The organism is Streptomyces sp. SLBN-8D4 (genome assembly GCF_049739545.1).
GTDB classification, from domain to species: domain Bacteria; phylum Actinomycetota; class Actinomycetes; order Streptomycetales; family Streptomycetaceae; genus Streptomyces; species Streptomyces canus_C.
On record NZ_JBMGQC010000001.1, the window covers coordinates 9,278,931 to 9,295,492 of the forward strand.

Below are 16,562 nucleotides of genomic sequence, written 5' to 3' on the forward strand. Positions count from 1 at the left end.
GAACCGGCCCTGCTCCTCGCGCCGGCCGCCGCGCCGAGGACCCTCGCCGGACGCCACCGTGCGGGCCTCTCGTCAGAACCGGTGGTACCGCACAGCACTGGCCATGACCACGTCCTGGACCGAGGCGTGGCGCCGGCTGAAGGGAATCCAGAGCAGGCCCACGGGGAAGGCGACACACAGCACGGCCCGCAGCAGCGCTCGGGGGGCGCCCAGCAGCCGCCCGGCGCGGCCGGTGACCCGCAGGCCCAGCAGCCAGTCGCCGAGGGTGCCGCCGGTCGACGCCCAGCTCACGCTCAGATAGAGCACGGCGACAGCCCAGCCGAGCACACCCGTCAGCCAGGCGGACGGGTCCGGCATACGGAACGGGGGCCCGGCGACGAGCAGCCGGAGACCGCCGTACGCGAACTGCACGGCGAGCCCGATGGCGGCCACCACGATCACGTCGACCAGCGCCGCGAGGCATCGCGACACCATTCCCGCGGTGTCGGCCCCAAAGTCCCGGTCCCCCTGCGTCACGGTGGCTGCCCGTGCCCGTCGGAGTGTGCCGGGGCCACGCCGGATCTGTGCAGGAGCCGGTCGGTGACGCGGTTCACCATCCGGTCGGCCCGCATGCTGCGCAGCCGGAGCGCGTCGACCGTCTCCTCGGCCATCCCGCCGCTGGTGTCCCGGACGATCCGGCCCAGGTCGATCTCCTCCAGCACCGCCCGGGTGAGCGAGACCAGGTCGATCCTGGCGATCACGGCGTCGAGGTCCAGCCGGGCGGCGATCCGGTCGACGTCGATGCGCGCCGCGATCCGGTCGACGTCGATGCGCGCCGCGATCCGGTCCACGTCCAGCCGGGCCGCGATCTCGTCCGCATCCACCCGGGCAGTCACCCGGCTCACGTCCACGCGGTCGGCGATGCGGTCCACGTCGACCCGGTCCGCGATCAGGTCGATGTCGACGCGCCGCACGACGCGCATCACGTCGATCCGGTCGGCGATCCGGTCGACGTCGAGACGCGCGGCCAGGCCGTCGAGGTCGAGCCGGTCCACGACGGCGGCCGTCCCCGCGCGGACGAGACGGTCGACGACCGGGCCGACGGTGCCCAGTGCGTAGCGCGTCAGCCGTCCGGTGACGTCGAAGGGATCCACCAAGCTGCGCCAGATCATCCCACCATCGCAGCACGGCTCCGGCGCCTTCGCCTCATCCGTGGCGGGTGAATCGCGCACGCTCGGTCGGGGCTAAGAACACAGCTTCCACACACCCCGCGCGCAGAGTCCGGTGTGCCGTGCCCGGCCATGCCGTGGTGACGGGGGCACCCGGCCGTGTCGTACGCCGCTGGACGGCCGCCGAGGGCCGGCAGCCGCCGCTCAGGACGCCCGCCGTGACGCGTCGGCACGCCTCAGGTCGAAAGAGGGAGGTGGAACCCGGTCCGAACGGCCAGACTGATGCCGTCAGCCGATGATCCAGCAGGAGGACGCACGCCGATGGCCCCGCAACCGCCACGCCCCGCCGAGCAGCGCAAGCAGGACACCCTGCACCGACTGGAGCACGACGAGGACGTCTGGGTCGCCACCGCCCCGGACGACGGTTCGGGTGTGCCGTATCTGGTCCCGCTCTCGTTCCTCTGGGACGGCTCCGCCCTTCTCCTCGCCACCCCTGCCGGCAGCCCCACCGGACGGAACCTCAGATCGACCGGCAGAGTGCGGCTCGGCCTCGGGCCCACCCGGGACGTCGTGATGATCGACGGGACCGTCGACACCATCACCCAGGCCGAACTGACCGCGGAGGAGGGGGACCGGTTCGCCGAGCGGACCGGGTTCGACCCCCGGCAACTCACCACGCCCTACCTGTACTTCCGTGTCCATCCACGGCGCGTCCAGGCCTGGCGGGAGGAGAACGAACTCACGGGGCGTGTGCTCATGCGGGACGGACAGTGGCTGGTCGCCGACTGAATCGGCCGTGCCGGGATATCCGCAAGGTACAGGGCCGCGGGGCGCAGGCGCCCCGTGGCCGGACCCTTCGGAGGAGACATGGCACTGGTGAAAGCGGGGGTCGTCGTGCTCGATTGTGCCGAGCCCGAGAAGCTCGCCGTGTTCTACAAGGAGCTGCTGGCGGCCGAGGAGACCGACGCGACCGCGAACCGCGTGGAGATCAGGGGAGCGGACGGCTTCCGGCTCGCGTTCCGCCGTGACGTGAACGCCACACCGCCGAGCTGGCCCCGCCCCGAGAACTCCCTCCAGGCCCACATCGACTTCGTGGTGGAGGACCTGGACGAGGTCGAGCGCAAGGTGGTGGAGCTCGGCGGACGCCCACTGGAGACGAAGGACGCGGCGGGGCCGTTCGAGGAACGCGGGTACGCCGACCCCGCCGGACACTCCTTCACGCTGCGCCTGGTCACCCCGACCGCGCCCAAGCAGGGCTGAGTCAGTGCAGGGCTGAGTCAGTCGCGGCCGCCCTTCTCGTCGGTCGGCCAGACTCCGGTGGAGCGTTCGATGGCTGTGGCGCCCGCGCGGTCCACCGCGCTGCGGACCACGGCGAAAATGGCGCCCTGGACCGCCGCGGCCAGCAGGATCTCTCCCCAGCCGCGGTCACGGTCCAGGGCGTCGGGCGCGTCGTCCTCGTGCCGGATCGCCTTCCAGGTCTTCTGGAAGGCCAGTCCCGCCAGCGTTCCGCTCGTCCAGCCCAGTACGAAGCCGAGGGGCTTGTAGGCGAGGGGCAGCTTCTTCTTCTTTGCCACGTCAGTCTCCTTGGTCGGTGGTGGGTCGGTGGTGCGCGGGGACCGCCTCGGCCGTCGGCGCCGGCCCCGGCGGGGTCCCGTCGCCGAACGGACGGCCGCCGAGCTGCTCACGGTGGTGGGGCGCCAGCCAGCCCGCCAGGTCCGGCCCGAGCGGCACGATGCCGGTCGGGTTGATACCGGTGTGCACCTGGTAGTAGTGCCGCTTGATGTGGTCGAAGTCGACCGTGTCACCGAAGCCCGGCGTCTGGTAGAGGTCGCGGACGTACGCCCACAGCACCTCGTTCTCCGCCAGCTTCCAGCGGTTGCACTTGAAGTGACCGTGGTAGACGGCGTCGAAACGTACCAGTGTGGTGAACAGGCGGATGTCCGCCTCGGTGATGGTGTCCCCGACGAGATACCGCTGCCGTGCCAGCCGCGGTGTCAGCAGGTCGAGCCGGCGGAACACGCCCGCGCAGGCCTCCTCGTACTCCTCCTGGCCGGAGGCGAAACCCGCCCGGTACACACCGTTGTTGACGTCCTCGTAGACGTCCGCCATCACCGCGTCGATCTCGTCGCGCAGGGCCCGCGGATACAGGTCGGGCGCTCCCTCCCGGTGCAGGGCGGTCCACTCGGTGGCGAGGTCCAGGGTGAGCTGCTGGTAGTCATTGGTGACGAGCTTCCCGCTGGGGATGTCCACGAGCGCGGGCACGCTCACCCCGCCCGGATAGTCGCTCTCCCGCTTGTCGTAGGCCTCGCCGAGGTAGCGGATGCCGAGGACCGGGTCGCGGCCGTCCGGGTCCAGGGTGAAACGCCAGCTGCGGTCGTCCTGGATCGGGTCGGCGATCGCCATCGAGAGCGCGTCCTCCAGCCCGAGCAGCCGCCGCGAGATCACGGCCCGGCTCGCCCAGGGACACGCGCGGCTGACCACCAGGCGGTAGCGGCCGGCCTCCACCGGCCAGCCGTCCCGGCCGTCGGCGGTGACCCGGTCCGTGAAATGGCTCTTGGACCGCTTGAACGCCTTGTGGCCGTACGCGCTGTTGCCGTCGTCGGCGCTGCCCATGCTTCCTCCTGTCTGTGCCTGTCCTGGTGGACGCGTTCCCCGTTTTCGGCGATCGGCACGGTGTGAGTGCCCCGGGGGCGGGCAGTCGGCGTGGGTGAGCGGGACATCGACGAACGACAAAGCGGACCGGAAAACACGCGTCACCGTACTGGTGGCGCTCGCTGCGAACCTGGTGATCGCGGTGGCCAAGGCAGTCGGCGGCCTCCTGGCGGGCTCGCCCGCACTGCTGTCGGAAGCGGCGCACTCCGTCGCGGACAGCCTCAACGAGGTCTTCCTGCTGGCCGCGCTGCGCCGCAGCCGCCGCCCCGCCGACCGGCGCCATCCCTTCGGTTACGGCAAGGAGCGGTTCTTCTGGTCGCTGATCGCCGCCGTCGGGATCTTCGTGATGGGCGGCTGCTTCTCCGTCTTCCAGGGGGTCGAGGCACTGCGCAACGGCGCCGAGGAGGAGCTCAGCGGCTATGTGGCCGGCCTGATCGTGCTGGGCGTGGCCTTCGTCGCGGAGGGGATCTCGCTGCTGCGGGCGCTGCACCAGGTGCACAAGCAGGGCGGGGCCGCCCAGGGGATGCGCGACCCGGCCCTGCGCACGGTCGTCGCGGAGGACGGCACGGCGGTGCTCGGCGTGACCCTGGCCATGGCCGGCATGGCCTTGCACATGGTCACCGGGCAGGTCGTGTGGGAGGCGTCCGCCTCGCTGGCCATCGGGGTGCTGCTGGTCTACGTGGCCTACCGGCTGGGCCGCGAGGCCAAGGGACAGCTCATCGGCGAGGCCGCCGACCCGGAGACCAGTGCCAAGATCCGGGCCGTGCTGGACGCGCAGCCCGAGATCGACAGTGTGGAGGCACTGTTCACCATGAAGATGGGGCTGGACTCGGTCCTGGTGGCCGCCCGGGTCGACCTGGTGCCGGGCCTGGACAGCGAGCGGGTCGAGGAGGTCGCCGTACGGATCAAGCGGTCCATCTCCCGGACCGTGCCCGAGGCGGACCAGATCTTCCTCGACGTGACCGACCGGCCGGCCGAGGAGGCACGAGAAAGCCCCGCCGCGACGGGGGAACGCGGCGGGGCCTGACGCTCGGCTGCCCGGCCGAAGCCGCTTCATGCGTCCTGGGCCGAAGAAATTTTCCGAGGGCGGTCAGTCCCCGTCGACGGGCTCCAGAACGAAGACGGGTATCACCCGGTCGGTCTTCTTCTGGTAGTCGGCGTACGGCGGGTACGCGGCGACGGCGCGCTCCCACCACTCGTCCTTCTCGGCGCCGGTGATCTCGCGGGCGACGAAGTCCCGCTTGGCCGTGCCGTCCTGGAGCTCGACATGCGGGTCGGCCTTGACGTTGTGGTACCAGACCGGGTGCTTGGGCGCGCCGCCCAGCGAGGCGACCACCGCGTACCGCCCGTCGTGCTCGACCCGCATCAACGGCGTCTTGCGGAGGCTGCCGCTCTTCGCGCCGCGGGTCGTCAGCAGGATGACCGGCATCCCCGTGTCCATGAGCGTGTTCCCCTTGGTGCCGCCGGAGCTCTCGTACAACTCCACCTGCTCACGCACCCACTGGGTCGGGCTGGGCTCGTACTCGCCCTCAAGAGGCATGGTTTCCGTCTCCTCGCTGTCTGCTACGGGGTTCCCGCACGGGACTTCAACACCGTTCTGAACGGGAATCATCCCCTCCGGGTTCCCCGGGACTCCGGGTTCGACCCACCGGCCTTCGGGGACGGCGGATCATGGCCACCCGGGCGTGGGCCGGGCGAACGGGGCGTGGCCGGATACCGAGGGCGGCGGACGCGCCACGGCGGCCGAGACGGCAGGCTCCGTACCCGCCAGGTGCGGCAGCAGACCGGCCCACGGCCGCCCCGCCGTGAAGGCCGCCCTCCGCAGCCCGCCCCACGGCGGCGATCTCCGGCCAGATTGACCCCGCCACCGATCTGGCCGAACTTCTCGTCGCCCTATAGATGCCCCGGGCATCTAATGAGGATCTGCACGACGCACCCTTCGTCTGCGAGGTCTTCCATGACGGAAACGGAACCCGTCGCCTTCCCCCAGGACCGGACCTGCCCCTACCACCCGCCGACCGGCTACGACCCCCTGCGCGCCGACCGCCCGCTGTCCCGGATCACCCTCTTCGACGGCCGTCCGGCTTGGCTGGTCACCGGACACGGCACCGCCCGCGCCCTGCTCGCCGACCCCCGGCTGTCCACCGACCGCACCCGAGACGGCTTTCCCGCGCCCACGGCACGCTTCGCTGCGGTCAGGAACCGGAGGACCGCGCTGCTCGGTGTCGACGACCCGGAACACCGCGTCCAGCGGCGCATGATGGTGCCCGGTTTCACGCTCCGCCGGGCCGCCGAGCTCCGCCCCCGCATCCAGGAGATCGTCGACGAACGCGTCGACGCGATGATCGCCCAGGGGCCGCCGGCCGAGCTGGTGAGCGCCTTCGCGCTGCCCGTCCCCTCGACCGTGATCTGCGCCCTGCTCGGCGTCCCCTACGCCGACCACGACTTCTTCGAAGGACAGTCCCGGCGCCTGCTGCGCGGCCCCACGGCCGACGACGTCATGGACGCCCGTGACCAGCTCGAGGAGTACTTCGACGAGCTGATCGACCGCAAACAGAAACAGCCGGAGCCGGGCGACGGTGTGCTCGACGAACTCGTCCATCGGCAGCTGCGGGACGGCGAGGTGAACCGTGAGGAGCTGATCTCCCTGGCGATCATCCTGCTGGTCGCCGGCCACGAGACAACCGCCAACATGATCTCGCTCGGCACCTTCACCCTCCTGCAGCACCCGGACCGGCTCGCCGAGTTGCGCACCGACCCCGCGCTGATCCCGAACGCGGTCGAGGAGCTCATGCGGATGCTGTCCATCGCCGACGGACTGCTGCGGATGGCCCTGGAGGACATCGAGGTGGCCGGCACGACGATCCGGGCGGGCGAGGGGGTCGTCTTCTCGACCTCGGTCGTCAACCGGGACGAGGACGTCTACGCCGACCCCGACACCCTCGACTGGCACCGGCCCGCCCGCCACCACATCGCGTTCGGCTTCGGCATCCACCAGTGCCTCGGCCAGAACCTCGCCCGCGCCGAACTGGAGATCGCCCTGCACACCCTCTTCGACCGGCTGCCCACCCTGCGTCTCGCCGCCCCCGCCGAGGAGATCCCCTTCAAACCCGGCGACACGATCCAGGGGATGCTGGAACTCCCCGTGACCTGGTAAGAGGCTCCGACGATGCACAGGGACATCGACGACATCGACATCGACAAGGACGTCTGCATCGGGGCGGGCCAGTGCGCCCTGGCCGCCCCGGGCGTCTTCACCCAGGACGACGACGGCTTCAGCACGCTCCTGCCCGGCAGGGAGGACGGCGGCGGCGACCCCAGGGTCCGGGAGGCCGCCCGGGCCTGTCCTGTGGGCGCCATCACCGTGTCGGAGACGACGAGCTGATCCGGCGAGGCGGGTCGAGCGCCCCGAGTTCGGCCCGCCGCGGCCTGCCCGGTTGGGTGATCACGTCGTAGGTGGTGATCCGTCCGCCCGTGACGGTGAGGGTGAGTGCGCGCAGCAGCCGCTCGCCCGGGGCGGCGACGGGGCCGAGGTCCCCGCTGCCGGCCGCGAATCGGGACCGCTCACGCAGGGCCAAGGTCCCCTCGGCCACCGCCCGTGCGTCCCGCAGCTCCACCGGCACTCCGGGCGGCAGCGCGACCGGCCCGGCCCGGCGCACCGCATCAGGTGCCGGCACGTCCAGCGGCCGAATCACCGCCCTGCGCGGCGGCCAGGAAGGCCTCCACCAGCCGTCCATGCCGGTCGAGCCCCGCCCCCGGGACGGCGGGAGCGCCCCGGACCTTCGGCCGGGCCCCGGCCGGCGAGCTTCTTCGGCAAGCACGGCCGCGTCCTCCGGGGAGCCGAGCTGAGGCCGACTCCTTCGCGCAGGCCCGTGACCGCGTCAAGGCACTCGCCACCGGCTGACCTCAGCGGGAGTCCAGCAGCAGCCTGGCCGCCTCGCGCGCCTCGGCGGCCGGGCGGGTGCTCCGTGTGATCCCCGCCGTCACCATGGCCCCCTCGGCGAGCAGGAAGAGCGGCCCGGCCAGCGCCGCGGGCCGTCCCGCCGCGGTCACGAGGGAGGCGAGGTAGTCCCCGAACGCCTTCTTGTGCGCCCGGACCTGGGTCGCCACCCGGTCCGAGGTCGCGCCCAGTTCTCCGTACGAGTTGATCCACGCGCACCCGCGGAAGCCCTCCTCGCCGAACCACTCCTCCAGCCAGTCGAAGACCGCGAGGAGCCGCTCCTCAGGCGCCGGGCGGAGGTCCACGAACTCGGCCAGCCGGCTCCGCCATCGTCCGTCCCGCCGCTCCAGATAGGCCTCCACCAGCTGCTCCTTCGCCGGGAACAGCTGGTAGAGCCGCTTGAGGGAGACGCCCGACGCGCCCCGTATGTCGTCCATGCCGACGGACTGGATGCCCCGCCCGTAGAACAGCTCCTCGGCGGCGTCCAGCACCCGCTCACGGGCCACTGCGCTGTCCATGGACGACCCCTCCTTGACGCGAGAACGTGCGTTCTCCTACGGTAGCAGGCACCTGGAGAACGTACGTTCTCCCCCTTTTCCGGCCGCCTCGGCCACGGAGGACGACATGACCGACCGCCCGCCCCTGCCGCCCTTCACCCGCGAGAGCGCCGCCCAGAAGGTGCAGGCCGCCGAGGACGCCTGGAACACCCGCGATCCGCAGCGGGTGGCACTCGCCTACTCCGAGGACTCCGCGTGGCGCAACCGCGGCACCTTCGTCACCGGCCGCGCCGAGATCGTCGCGTTCCTCACCGCGAAGTGGGCGCGCGAGCGGGAGTACGCGCTGCGCAAGGACCTGTGGGCGTTCGACGGCAACCGCATCGCGGTCCGTTTCCAGTACGAGTGCCAGGACGCCGAAGGGCAGTGGTGGCGGTCGTACGGCAACGAGCTGTGGGAGTTCGACGAGCACGGCCTGATGACCCGGCGCGAGGCGAGCATCAACGACGTGCCCATCGAGGCGAACGAGCGCCGGATCCAAGGACCGCGACCCGAGAGCGAGCGAGGGCTGTCCTTCCCGCTTCAGTAGGGTTCCGGCGTGACCGAACAGGACGAGATACCGCCCTTCTTGTACGTCGTCGTCTGCGCCGCCGGCATCGCGGCGGGCGTCGGCAAGCTGATCACCGCCGCGCAGGAGCGGGAGTGGCACGTCGGTGTCATCGCCACGCCCACCGCCATGAACGGCTTCTTCGACACGGCCGCCATCGAGGCGCAGACCGGCTACCCGGTCCGCTCCGCGTGGCGCCGCCCGGGGGACGCGCGGCCCTTCCCGGACCCGGACGCCGTCGTGGTAGCCCCGGCCACCTTCAACACGATCAACAAGTGGGCGGCCGGAATCGCCGACACCCTCGCCGTGGGCACGCTGTGCGAGGTGGTCGGCCGGGGCGTCCCGGTCGGCGTCCTGACCTGTGTCTCCGACGACCTCGCCGGCCACCCCGCCTACCAGGACAGTCTGATCCGGCTACGGGGGATGGGCGTGCGGTTCGGATACCCCTACCAGGGCGCCGAGGGCGAGGAGTTCGGCTGGGAACGGGCGCTGGACCTGGTCGAGCCGAAAGGCTGGTGAACGCGGGTCCGCGACTCGGGGACACCGGGCGCACCCGAAGTCGTAGGCTCCCCTTCGGACCCCTCTCGAAGGCAGGAGCAGCAACGATGCAGTACGTGAAGCTCGGTTCGACGGGCCTGGACGTCTCGCGGATCTGTCTGGGCTGCATGTCCTACGGCCTGCCGGACCGCGGCGTGCACGAGTGGACCCTCGACGAGGCGGCGTCGCGGCCCCTGATACGGCAGGCCCTGGACGCCGGGATCACTTTCTTCGACACCGCCAACGTCTACTCCGACGGCACCAGCGAGGAGATCGTCGGCAAGGCCCTCGCGGACTTCGCCAACCGCGACGAGATCGTGCTCGCGACCAAGGTGCACGGCCGGATGCGCTCCGGACGGAACGCCGCCGGGCTGTCCCGCAAGGCGATCATGACGGAGATCGACCACAGCCTCAGGCGCCTCGGCACCGACTACGTCGACCTGTACCAGATCCACCGCTTCGACCCGCACACCCCGGTCGAGGAGACGATGGAGGCGCTGCACGACCTGGTGAAGGCCGGCAAGGTGCGCTACATCGGGGCGAGTTCGATGTACGCCTGGCAGTTCTCCAAGATGCAGTACACGGCGGAGCGGCACGGCTGGACGAAGTTCGTCTCCATGCAGAACCACTACAACCTCCTCTACCGCGAGGAGGAGCGCGAGATGCTGCCGCTCTGTGCCGACCAGGGGGTCAGCGCCCTGCCGTGGAGCCCGCTGGCCCGCGGCCGCCTGACCCGGGACTGGGGCACGGTCACCGACCGCAGCTCCGCCGACGACTTCGGCAGCCGTCTCTACCAGGAGGGCGACCGCACCATCGTCGAGGCCGTCACCCGTATCGCCGGAGAGCGGGGCGTCCCCCGCGCCCAGGTGGCCCTGGCCTGGCTGCTGGCCCAGGACACGGTGGCGGCCCCGATCGTGGGCGCGGGCAGGCCGCACCACATCGAGGACGCGGTGGCGGCGGTCGAACTGGAGCTCAGCGACAAGGAGATCGAGGAGCTGGAGGGGCCGTACACGGCCCGCCCCATCGTCGGTCACGGCTGAGTTCGGTCACGGCTGACTAGTGCGGTCCGTGCGGTGCGAACTCCGTGCCGCACGGACCCGCCCCCTCGCTCTCCGCCAACGGCACCCGCGCACCGCTCATCGACAACGTCCGGTAGTAGTGCCCGATCCGCTCGGTGGCAGCTCCCACGTAGTGCCCGATGAACGACCGCCGGAACCGCTCGGCCGTACGGTTCGGCTGCGACCCGTGCACCAGGCTGCCGTTGAAGAACAGGACGTCCCCGGGCGCCATGTCGACGGGAACCGCGGTGAGCCCCGGCGGCGGTGCCACGTACTCCCGGGCGAACGACACCTCGGAGTCCGCGAGTTCGGGGCAGAACAGGTCCATCCGGTGCGTGCCCGGGACGACTTCGAGGCCGCCGTTGTCCCGGTCGATCTCGTCGCAGGCCACCCAGGCCGCGACACATGTGCCCGGCTCGACCCGCAGATAGAAGTTGTCCTGGTGCAGCGCCTGCCCCCGCGCCCCCGGCGGCTTGAAGTAGAACATGCTCTGCGCCGCCAGCACCTCCTCCCCGAGCAGCGTCTCCAGCACCTCCCGCAGCCGGGCGTCCAGCAGGAACCGCAGCGCGAGCTCGTTGATCTCGTGCGGCTGCATCACGCGCGGATACCTGCGCAGCGGGTCCGTCGACCCGCTCGGCGCACTCGGCTCGAAGTGCCCCGGCACCGGACCGCCGGCGTGCAGTGCCGTGAACTCTCCGCACAGCCGGTCGATCTCGTCGCGTGCGAACAGCCCGCGGACGACCATGAAGCCGTCCTCCTGGAACTGCCGGAACCCTGTCTCGATGCCCGTGACTGTCATGCGGCCACTCCCTGGTCGTCCCTGGTCGGATGTGCTCCACTCGTCACGCTAGGCCGCAGCCCGTGCAAGGAGGATGCCCGTGACCGCCGACGCATTGCCCGAGACCGCTGCGCCCGGCGACCCCGGCCCACCGCCGGACCTCGTGGTCGTCGGCCGCTACGACGAACTCCCGGGCTACGCCGTCCAGAGACCGCGCGGCGCCGACAGCTGGCTGTTCACCTGGACGGTGGGCGGCCGGGGCACCCTGCGCCAGGGACGGGCCGAGACCGGGGCCGGTGCCGGGGACCTGGTGGTGCTCGCTCCCGGTACTCCGCACCGCTACGGCGTCCAACAGGGCGCCGACCACTGGGAGTTCTGGTGGGCGCACTGCGGAGCCAGACCGGCCTGGACGGCCTGGCTGGGGCGGCACGGCAGGGGGGACGGCCTGTACGTCGTCACCCCGGACCCCACGGACGGCGGCCCGCACGCCCGCATCGAGGCGGCCTTTCGCCGGATGCTCGCCGACGCCCGCTGGACCGGCACCGGCACTCCGCCCGACACCGCCCAGCCCGACGACCGGGTCGCCGTCGCCGTGGCCCACGGCACCACCGCCCGGGAACTCGCCCTGGGGGCGCTGGAGGAGGTCGTCCTGCTCACCGCCGGCGCCGCGCGCGTGTCCCGGACCGGGACCGGTGTCGACCCCCGGGTACAGCGCGCCCAGGAGCTGATCGCGGCGGACCCCGGCGCCCCGCACACGGTCCGGTCGCTCGCCGTCGAGGTGTCGCTGTCACCGACCCGGTTCGCCCATCTCTTCACGCAGCAGGTGGGCCGCTCGCCCATGCGGGCACTGCGTGAGGCACGCCTGCGGCACGCCGCCCGGCTGCTGGAAAGCACCGACCTGTCCGTGGAACGCGTCGCCGCCGCGTCGGGCTTCGCCAGCCCCTTCCACTTCAACCGCGTCTTCCGCGACCGCTACGGGACACCGCCCGGGGCCTACCGGGTCGGCCGGCTCAATGGTTGAGGCATGAACCAGTGGGGCCACCGGATGGGCTGTGTAGTGGATGTTCAATGGTTGGCTGGAACTCTTCGCGGAGTTGACTGAATCCCGTTTCCCTTTACGCCGTCAGGAGAGCGGCAATCGTCGAGCCGTCGGTGTTGACGAATTGTCTATCTACAGCGGGCCGACAGGATGCGCAAAACGGTGGGATCACTTGTTGGGCGTCCCTGACCTGTGCAAAGGTGTGCGTTGTCAGCACACAGACAATGCTTATTTCCGCTGTGTGCTCATGACCCCCTCCGTACGCCCTTCGCGCTTCAAAAGAGCTGTCCCAGGCGGACGCACCCATTGGTATGGACTTTAAGCAATGCAGCATGCCCTCGGGAGGAAATGCCGCCGTGAATGACGCAGGACTGTCGAATTCCCCGTCTCCGGTTCGCCCGTACGACGTCACGGACGAGCAGCTGAGCGCAGAGCTCAAGAAGTGGAGCGGCACGACGCCGGCCCTGCAGCCCGTCGGTGAACTCCTAGACCGGCACTGGGAAGCCGCCTTCGCCTACGCGCGGCTGTGCACCGACGGTCCCCGCCCCGCGGGCATGCTCACCACGGCAGCCTTCACCCGCCTCTTCGGCGAATCCCTGCGGCACACCGGGCCGACCGCCGCGTGGCGCCCCCATCTGCTCGTCACCGTCCGCCGGATCGCGGCCGAGTGGGACTCCGACGGCCGGCGGGAGATGCTCCACCCCGCGCTGAGAACCGAGGGGGGCGGCGACAGAGCCGCGGCCCGCCTGCTGCCCCCCGCCGAGCGGCGTCTGCTGTCCGGTGCCTTCCAGCGCCTGCAGCAGTCCGCCCGCTGCCTGCTGTGGCACACCGAGGTCGAGGCCGAGCCGATCGGCGTCCCCGGGGCCCTCCTCGGCCTGGACGAGGAGGACGCCCGCGTCGAACTGCGCCGGGCCCGCGAGCGGTTGCGCGAGGAGTGCCTCCAGGTCCACCGCGAACTCGCCCCCGAGCAGGAGTGCCGGCACTATCTGCGGCTGCTCGACGTGACCTACCGGCGCGGCGGTGTCGAACTCGACCCCGACCTGCGCGAGCACCTGGAGCGGTGCCGGCACTGCCTGCACACCGCCGACCAACTGCACCAGTTCAACGGGCAGCTCGGCCTGGCGCTCGCCGAGGCCGTACTCGGCTGGGGGGCCGCCGCCTACGTGCAGGCACGGCTGAGCGTCGACGACGCGGGAGCGGCGCGGGAGGCCCGGCAGCACGCGCCGGAAAGGCCGTTCGTGGCCGAGGCCTTCGGCGCTCCGATGCCCTTCCCCGCCCCGGGTGCGGCCGCCGCTACCGGACTCGCCGACGCGGCGCCCGCGGCCCCCGGCTCCCGTGCCGGTACGCGCTCGGCCGCCCGCCGCTCGGCCCACAAGGCCGCCCGCCGCACCTCCCGCCGCAACCTCACCGCGGCCGTCCTGACGGTGAGCGGACTCGTCGTCCTCCCCCTGGTCATGTGGTCCTCGTTCCACTCGGACGGCAGCGGCCCGGCGGAGGCAGCCCCCTCCGAGGCGCCCGGCTCGGACACGGCCTCCTCGACCACGGACCCGTCCCGGGCCGGAGCGGGCGAGGCACGCCAGGGCGACCTGCGCGGCCGCCTGCACAACGTCGAGTCCGGGCTGTGCGTCGGCGTCGTCGGCAAGAAGATCGCCCAGGGCGCCGAGACCGAGCTCGCCGAGTGCTCCGCGGACGAGGGCCAGCAGTGGACGTACGAGACCGACGGACTCCTGCGCAGCGCCGCCGACCCCGACCTGTGCCTGGACTCCCACCTCGGCTTCTCGGTGCGGCTCGCGACCTGTACGGGTGCCACCGCGCCCGACGCCAAGAACATCCGCTACGACTTCACCCTCCAGGGCACCCTGGTACCGCGCTGGGGCCAGGACCTCGCCCTGACTCCCGCCGCAACCGACGGATCCGGCGCGCTGGTCGTGAAGAACCGCGACGACGGCCCCGCCCAGCGCTGGGTGTTCGACACCTCGAAGCCCGACCCCCAGATGGAAGCGGTCAACTGGGACGCGGACAGCAGCCCCACGCCGACCCCGAAGTCCGCCCCCGCGCCCTCCCGGACGACTCCACCGACCCCGAAGGCGTCCGCCACACCGACGGCCACGACGACCCCGTCGAGCAGCGCGTCCCCCGGCGACAACTGCGCCACCAACCCGTACTACTGCAACTGGGGCGGCCAGAACGGCGGACCCGGCGGCGGGTACGGCTCCCCCGGCGGCTACGGCTATCCCGGTGGCCCCGGTTACGGCGGCGGCTACGGAGGCGGGCGCTGAGCCCGCTCAGGCCCCGACGAGCTGGAGCGAGCCCCACAGGGCCACCACCGCGGCGGCGAGCGCGGTCGGTACGGTGAGCAGGCCGAGCCGGGTGAAGTCCCCGAGCCCGACCTCGTGGTCGTCGCGGTGCAGGATGCGCCGCCACAGCAGCGTGGCCAGGGACCCGGCGTAGGTCAGGTTCGGGCCGATGTTCACCCCGAGCAGCACGGCGAGGACCGCGCCGGGTCCGGCCGCGGCGGTGAGCGGCAGCAGGACCAGCACCGCGGGCAGATTGTTGATCAGGTTCGCCAGGACGGCGGCCAGCGCGGCGATCCCCAGCAGCGCGACGAGCCCCGTGCCCTCGGGCAGGACGCGGCCCAGGGCGTCGGCGAGCCCGTTGTCGACGACGGCACGCACCACGATGCCGAGGGCGAGCACGAACGCCAGGAAGGCCGGGGCCGCCGACCGCACCACCGAGGCGGGGGTGGCCTGCTTCCGGACGAGAGCGCGGCCCGCCAGCACGAGCGCCCCCGCGCAGGCGACCCAGGCGGGATCGACGCCGAACGCGGAGGCGACCACGAACCCGGCCAGTGTGCAGCCGACGGTGATCAGCGCGAACAACGGCAGCGCGGGTTCCTCGGACGGCTCGGGGGAGTGGTCGACGACGGTGAGGTCGGTATCGAAGAAGCGCCGGAAGACCGCGTACTCGACGGCGATCGCCGCCAGCCAGGGCAGCGTCATCAGCAGCGCGAACCGGGTGAAGCTCACCCCGCTCGCCTCGAAGGCCAGCAGGTTGGTGAGGTTCGACACCGGCAGCAGCAGCGAGGCCGTGTTCGACAGATGCGCGCACGCGTAGACGTGCGGCTTCGCACGGGCCCCCATCCGGGACGCGGTGACCAGCACCACCGGCGTCAGCAGCACCACGGTGGCGTCCAGACTGAGCACCGCCGTGATCACCGAGGCCAGCCCGAACACACCGGTCAGCAGCCGCCCCGGAGAGCCGGCGGACCGCCGTGCCAGCCAGGCGCCACAGGCATGGAACAGCCCCTCGACGTCACAGAAGTGGGCGAGCACCAGGACCGCGGCCAGGAATCCGACCACCGGTCCAAGGCGTTCGGCCTCCGCCCACGCGTGTTCCGGGGAGATCGCCCCGGTCACGACCGCGAGCCCGGCCGCCGGGACGGCGACCACCGCTTCCGGGAGGCCGAAGGGACGCAGAACCGCCCATACGAGGACGGCGGCGAGCAGGACGACGGACAGGGCTTCGGCGAGCGGGGTGTTCAGGGCAGATCCTTCGGTACGTGTGCAGCTCGTGCGCGGTCATGAAACCAGGCGGAAGTAAGAAACCTGCCAATACCCCGACCGCGGCCGCTCAGGCCCCGGTGCCGGGACTGAAGGGGATCAGCCGCACCGACGACTCGTTGCCGGACACCGGGATCCGCCCGGCCTTCCACGTCACCTTCAGCGGGTCCTCCTCGTCCGGCGGGGTCACCAGCAGGGCGGCAGGGGTGGCCGTGCCCGCCCCGCTGACCTCAGGGTTCGAGAAGGACAGCCCGGCCCAGGCGCTCTGGCCCGGCGCCAGCTTCACGGTCTCCGGCTCGGTGGCGGAGCGCTTGGGGTCCGGGCCCAGCTGCTTGCCGGCCGCGTCGACGAACGCGGTGCCCGGATAGCCGTGCAGGGTGCAGGTGCGGCTCGACTCGTTCGTCAGCACGACCGGGAAGTTCTCCTGCCCGGCACCCGGGTTGTTGCGGCCCACCGAGGCGCTCAGCTCGGAGGTGTGGCAGCGGGTTCCACCGGCGGGGGAGGGCGATGCGGACGGGGTGAGGGAGTTGCTCACCGCGTCGGTCGGCACCCCGCTGCCCGTGCCGGAGTCGGACGGCGTCGCGGTGCCGGTCGCGGAGGCCGCCGTGCCGGACTCCGTGGACGGGGCGCTCGCCGTGCCGTCCCCGTCGCCGCAACCCGCCAGGAGGCCGAGCATCGCGACCGAACTCGCGAGCAGTGCCGTCCGCCGCACACCCAGGAACCTGTTCGTCATGTCTCCACACTCCCGG

The 16,562-nt window shown here is 71.8% G+C and carries 20 protein-coding genes; 10 read left to right on the forward strand and 10 right to left on the reverse strand.

The annotated features are described in order from the left end of the window. Window positions 1-72: 72 nt before the first annotated feature. Together RKD20_RS42100 and RKD20_RS42105 are read right to left on the reverse strand one after the other, a co-directional pair. Window positions 73-474: an RDD family protein gene (locus RKD20_RS42100; RefSeq protein ID WP_424882333.1), complete on the reverse strand. Its 402-nt coding sequence runs from the start codon at window positions 472-474 to the stop codon at window positions 73-75. A 38-nt stretch (window positions 475-512) separates the two neighbouring features. Beyond that, a complete protein-coding gene (locus RKD20_RS42105; protein WP_424882334.1) occupies window positions 513-1,151 on the reverse strand; it encodes a hypothetical protein in 639 nt (212 codons plus the stop codon). Between the two features lie 318 nt (window positions 1,152-1,469). Between RKD20_RS42105 and RKD20_RS42110 the strand changes: the two genes are divergently transcribed. Next, window positions 1,470-1,937, forward strand: a complete 468-nt coding sequence (locus RKD20_RS42110) for a pyridoxamine 5'-phosphate oxidase family protein (protein ID WP_424882335.1) — start codon at window positions 1,470-1,472, stop codon at window positions 1,935-1,937. 78 nt (window positions 1,938-2,015) lie between these two features. Then, window positions 2,016-2,408: a VOC family protein gene (locus RKD20_RS42115; RefSeq protein ID WP_020117128.1), complete on the forward strand. Its 393-nt coding sequence runs from the start codon at window positions 2,016-2,018 to the stop codon at window positions 2,406-2,408. A 17-nt stretch (window positions 2,409-2,425) separates the two neighbouring features. On the opposite strand, the gene RKD20_RS42120 is transcribed toward RKD20_RS42115, so the two are convergent. Both RKD20_RS42120 and RKD20_RS42125 read right to left on the reverse strand, forming a co-directional pair. Beyond that, the gene (locus RKD20_RS42120) at window positions 2,426-2,722 is read right to left on the reverse strand and encodes a DUF4235 domain-containing protein (protein ID WP_020117129.1); all 297 of its coding nucleotides are present in this window, start codon (window positions 2,720-2,722) and stop codon (window positions 2,426-2,428) included. A gap of 1 nt (window position 2,723) precedes the next feature. Continuing rightward, the gene (locus tag RKD20_RS42125; RefSeq protein ID WP_424882336.1) at window positions 2,724-3,761 is read right to left on the reverse strand and encodes a glutathione S-transferase family protein; all 1,038 of its coding nucleotides are present in this window, start codon (window positions 3,759-3,761) and stop codon (window positions 2,724-2,726) included. On the opposite strand from RKD20_RS42125, the gene RKD20_RS42130 reads away from it, so the two are divergent. Further along, on the forward strand, window positions 3,760-4,827 hold the full coding sequence (locus RKD20_RS42130; protein WP_424882337.1) for a cation diffusion facilitator family transporter: 1,068 nt from the start codon (window positions 3,760-3,762) through the stop codon (window positions 4,825-4,827). The genes RKD20_RS42125 and RKD20_RS42130 overlap by 2 nt on opposite strands. A 63-nt stretch (window positions 4,828-4,890) precedes the next feature. Here RKD20_RS42130 and RKD20_RS42135 read toward each other — a convergent pair whose 3' ends face one another. Further along, window positions 4,891-5,340 carry a nitroreductase family deazaflavin-dependent oxidoreductase gene (locus RKD20_RS42135; protein WP_424882338.1) on the reverse strand — a complete coding sequence of 150 codons (450 nt, stop codon included), beginning with the start codon at window positions 5,338-5,340 and terminating at the stop codon, window positions 4,891-4,893. 417 nt (window positions 5,341-5,757) lie between these two features. On the opposite strand from RKD20_RS42135, the gene RKD20_RS42140 reads away from it, so the two are divergent. Together RKD20_RS42140 and RKD20_RS42145 are read left to right on the forward strand one after the other, a co-directional pair. Beyond that, on the forward strand, window positions 5,758-6,957 hold the full coding sequence (locus RKD20_RS42140) for a cytochrome P450 (protein WP_424882339.1): 1,200 nt from the start codon (window positions 5,758-5,760) through the stop codon (window positions 6,955-6,957). A 12-nt stretch (window positions 6,958-6,969) separates the two neighbouring features. Further along, window positions 6,970-7,185, forward strand: coding sequence for a ferredoxin (locus tag RKD20_RS42145; protein WP_424882340.1), 216 nt, complete (start codon window positions 6,970-6,972; stop codon window positions 7,183-7,185). Here the strand turns inward: RKD20_RS42145 and RKD20_RS42150 are convergent. Continuing rightward, window positions 7,160-7,477, reverse strand: coding sequence for a hypothetical protein (locus tag RKD20_RS42150; RefSeq protein ID WP_424882341.1), 318 nt, complete (start codon window positions 7,475-7,477; stop codon window positions 7,160-7,162). The two genes, RKD20_RS42145 and RKD20_RS42150, sit on opposite strands and share 26 nt — an antisense overlap. Before the next feature lie 229 nt (window positions 7,478-7,706). Next, complete coding sequence (locus tag RKD20_RS42155) at window positions 7,707-8,258, reverse strand: TetR/AcrR family transcriptional regulator (protein ID WP_424882342.1); 552 nt, start codon at window positions 8,256-8,258, stop codon at window positions 7,707-7,709. Between the two features lie 106 nt (window positions 8,259-8,364). Between RKD20_RS42155 and RKD20_RS42160 the strand changes: the two genes are divergently transcribed. The 3 genes from RKD20_RS42160 to RKD20_RS42170 all read left to right on the forward strand — a co-directional run bounded on the left by RKD20_RS42160 (window position 8,365) and on the right by RKD20_RS42170 (window position 10,418). Further along, window positions 8,365-8,823, forward strand: a complete 459-nt coding sequence (locus tag RKD20_RS42160) for a DUF1348 family protein (protein ID WP_424882343.1) — start codon at window positions 8,365-8,367, stop codon at window positions 8,821-8,823. Between the two features lie 9 nt (window positions 8,824-8,832). Then, window positions 8,833-9,360, forward strand: a complete 528-nt coding sequence (locus RKD20_RS42165) for a flavoprotein (protein WP_424882344.1) — start codon at window positions 8,833-8,835, stop codon at window positions 9,358-9,360. An 86-nt stretch (window positions 9,361-9,446) separates the two neighbouring features. Further along, window positions 9,447-10,418, forward strand: coding sequence for an aldo/keto reductase (locus RKD20_RS42170; RefSeq protein ID WP_424882345.1), 972 nt, complete (start codon window positions 9,447-9,449; stop codon window positions 10,416-10,418). A 16-nt stretch (window positions 10,419-10,434) separates the two neighbouring features. Here the strand turns inward: RKD20_RS42170 and RKD20_RS42175 are convergent, their stop codons facing one another. Beyond that, window positions 10,435-11,235, reverse strand: coding sequence for a phytanoyl-CoA dioxygenase family protein (locus RKD20_RS42175; RefSeq protein ID WP_424882346.1), 801 nt, complete (start codon window positions 11,233-11,235; stop codon window positions 10,435-10,437). Window positions 11,236-11,308: 73 nt separating this feature from the next. Between RKD20_RS42175 and RKD20_RS42180 the strand changes: the two genes are divergently transcribed. Continuing rightward, window positions 11,309-12,235, forward strand: coding sequence for a helix-turn-helix domain-containing protein (locus RKD20_RS42180; protein ID WP_424882347.1), 927 nt, complete (start codon window positions 11,309-11,311; stop codon window positions 12,233-12,235). A 374-nt stretch (window positions 12,236-12,609) separates the two neighbouring features. Further along, on the forward strand, window positions 12,610-14,532 hold the full coding sequence (locus RKD20_RS42185; RefSeq protein ID WP_424882348.1) for a ricin-type beta-trefoil lectin domain protein: 1,923 nt from the start codon (window positions 12,610-12,612) through the stop codon (window positions 14,530-14,532). A gap of 6 nt (window positions 14,533-14,538) precedes the next feature. Here the strand turns inward: RKD20_RS42185 and RKD20_RS42190 are convergent, their stop codons facing one another. Then, the gene (locus RKD20_RS42190; RefSeq protein WP_424883445.1) at window positions 14,539-15,795 is read right to left on the reverse strand and encodes an SLC13 family permease; all 1,257 of its coding nucleotides are present in this window, start codon (window positions 15,793-15,795) and stop codon (window positions 14,539-14,541) included. Between the two features lie 88 nt (window positions 15,796-15,883). Beyond that, window positions 15,884-16,546 (reverse strand): DUF4232 domain-containing protein, encoded by a 663-nt coding sequence (locus RKD20_RS42195; protein ID WP_424882349.1) that lies wholly within the window; start codon window positions 16,544-16,546, stop codon window positions 15,884-15,886. Window positions 16,547-16,562 lie beyond the last annotated feature (16 nt).

Excerpts from the sequence above, each read along its gene's own strand:
- RKD20_RS42100 (WP_424882333.1), bottom strand. The coding sequence starts at position 474 with ATGGTGTCGCGATGCCTCGCGGCGCTGGTCGACGTGATCGTGGTGGCC.
- RKD20_RS42105 (WP_424882334.1), bottom strand. The coding sequence starts at position 1,151 with ATGATCTGGCGCAGCTTGGTGGATCCCTTCGACGTCACCGGACGGCTG.
- RKD20_RS42110 (WP_424882335.1), top strand. The coding sequence starts at position 1,470 with ATGGCCCCGCAACCGCCACGCCCCGCCGAGCAGCGCAAGCAGGACACC.
- RKD20_RS42115 (WP_020117128.1), top strand. The coding sequence starts at position 2,016 with ATGGCACTGGTGAAAGCGGGGGTCGTCGTGCTCGATTGTGCCGAGCCC.
- RKD20_RS42130 (WP_424882337.1), top strand. The coding sequence starts at position 3,760 with ATGCTTCCTCCTGTCTGTGCCTGTCCTGGTGGACGCGTTCCCCGTTTT.
- RKD20_RS42125 (WP_424882336.1), bottom strand. The coding sequence starts at position 3,761 with ATGGGCAGCGCCGACGACGGCAACAGCGCGTACGGCCACAAGGCGTTC.
- RKD20_RS42135 (WP_424882338.1), bottom strand. The coding sequence starts at position 5,340 with ATGCCTCTTGAGGGCGAGTACGAGCCCAGCCCGACCCAGTGGGTGCGT.
- RKD20_RS42140 (WP_424882339.1), top strand. The coding sequence starts at position 5,758 with ATGACGGAAACGGAACCCGTCGCCTTCCCCCAGGACCGGACCTGCCCC.
- RKD20_RS42145 (WP_424882340.1), top strand. The coding sequence starts at position 6,970 with ATGCACAGGGACATCGACGACATCGACATCGACAAGGACGTCTGCATC.
- RKD20_RS42155 (WP_424882342.1), bottom strand. The coding sequence starts at position 8,258 with ATGGACAGCGCAGTGGCCCGTGAGCGGGTGCTGGACGCCGCCGAGGAG.
- RKD20_RS42160 (WP_424882343.1), top strand. The coding sequence starts at position 8,365 with ATGACCGACCGCCCGCCCCTGCCGCCCTTCACCCGCGAGAGCGCCGCC.
- RKD20_RS42170 (WP_424882345.1), top strand. The coding sequence starts at position 9,447 with ATGCAGTACGTGAAGCTCGGTTCGACGGGCCTGGACGTCTCGCGGATC.
- RKD20_RS42175 (WP_424882346.1), bottom strand. The coding sequence starts at position 11,235 with ATGACAGTCACGGGCATCGAGACAGGGTTCCGGCAGTTCCAGGAGGAC.
- RKD20_RS42180 (WP_424882347.1), top strand. The coding sequence starts at position 11,309 with ATGCCCGTGACCGCCGACGCATTGCCCGAGACCGCTGCGCCCGGCGAC.
- RKD20_RS42195 (WP_424882349.1), bottom strand. The coding sequence starts at position 16,546 with ATGACGAACAGGTTCCTGGGTGTGCGGCGGACGGCACTGCTCGCGAGT.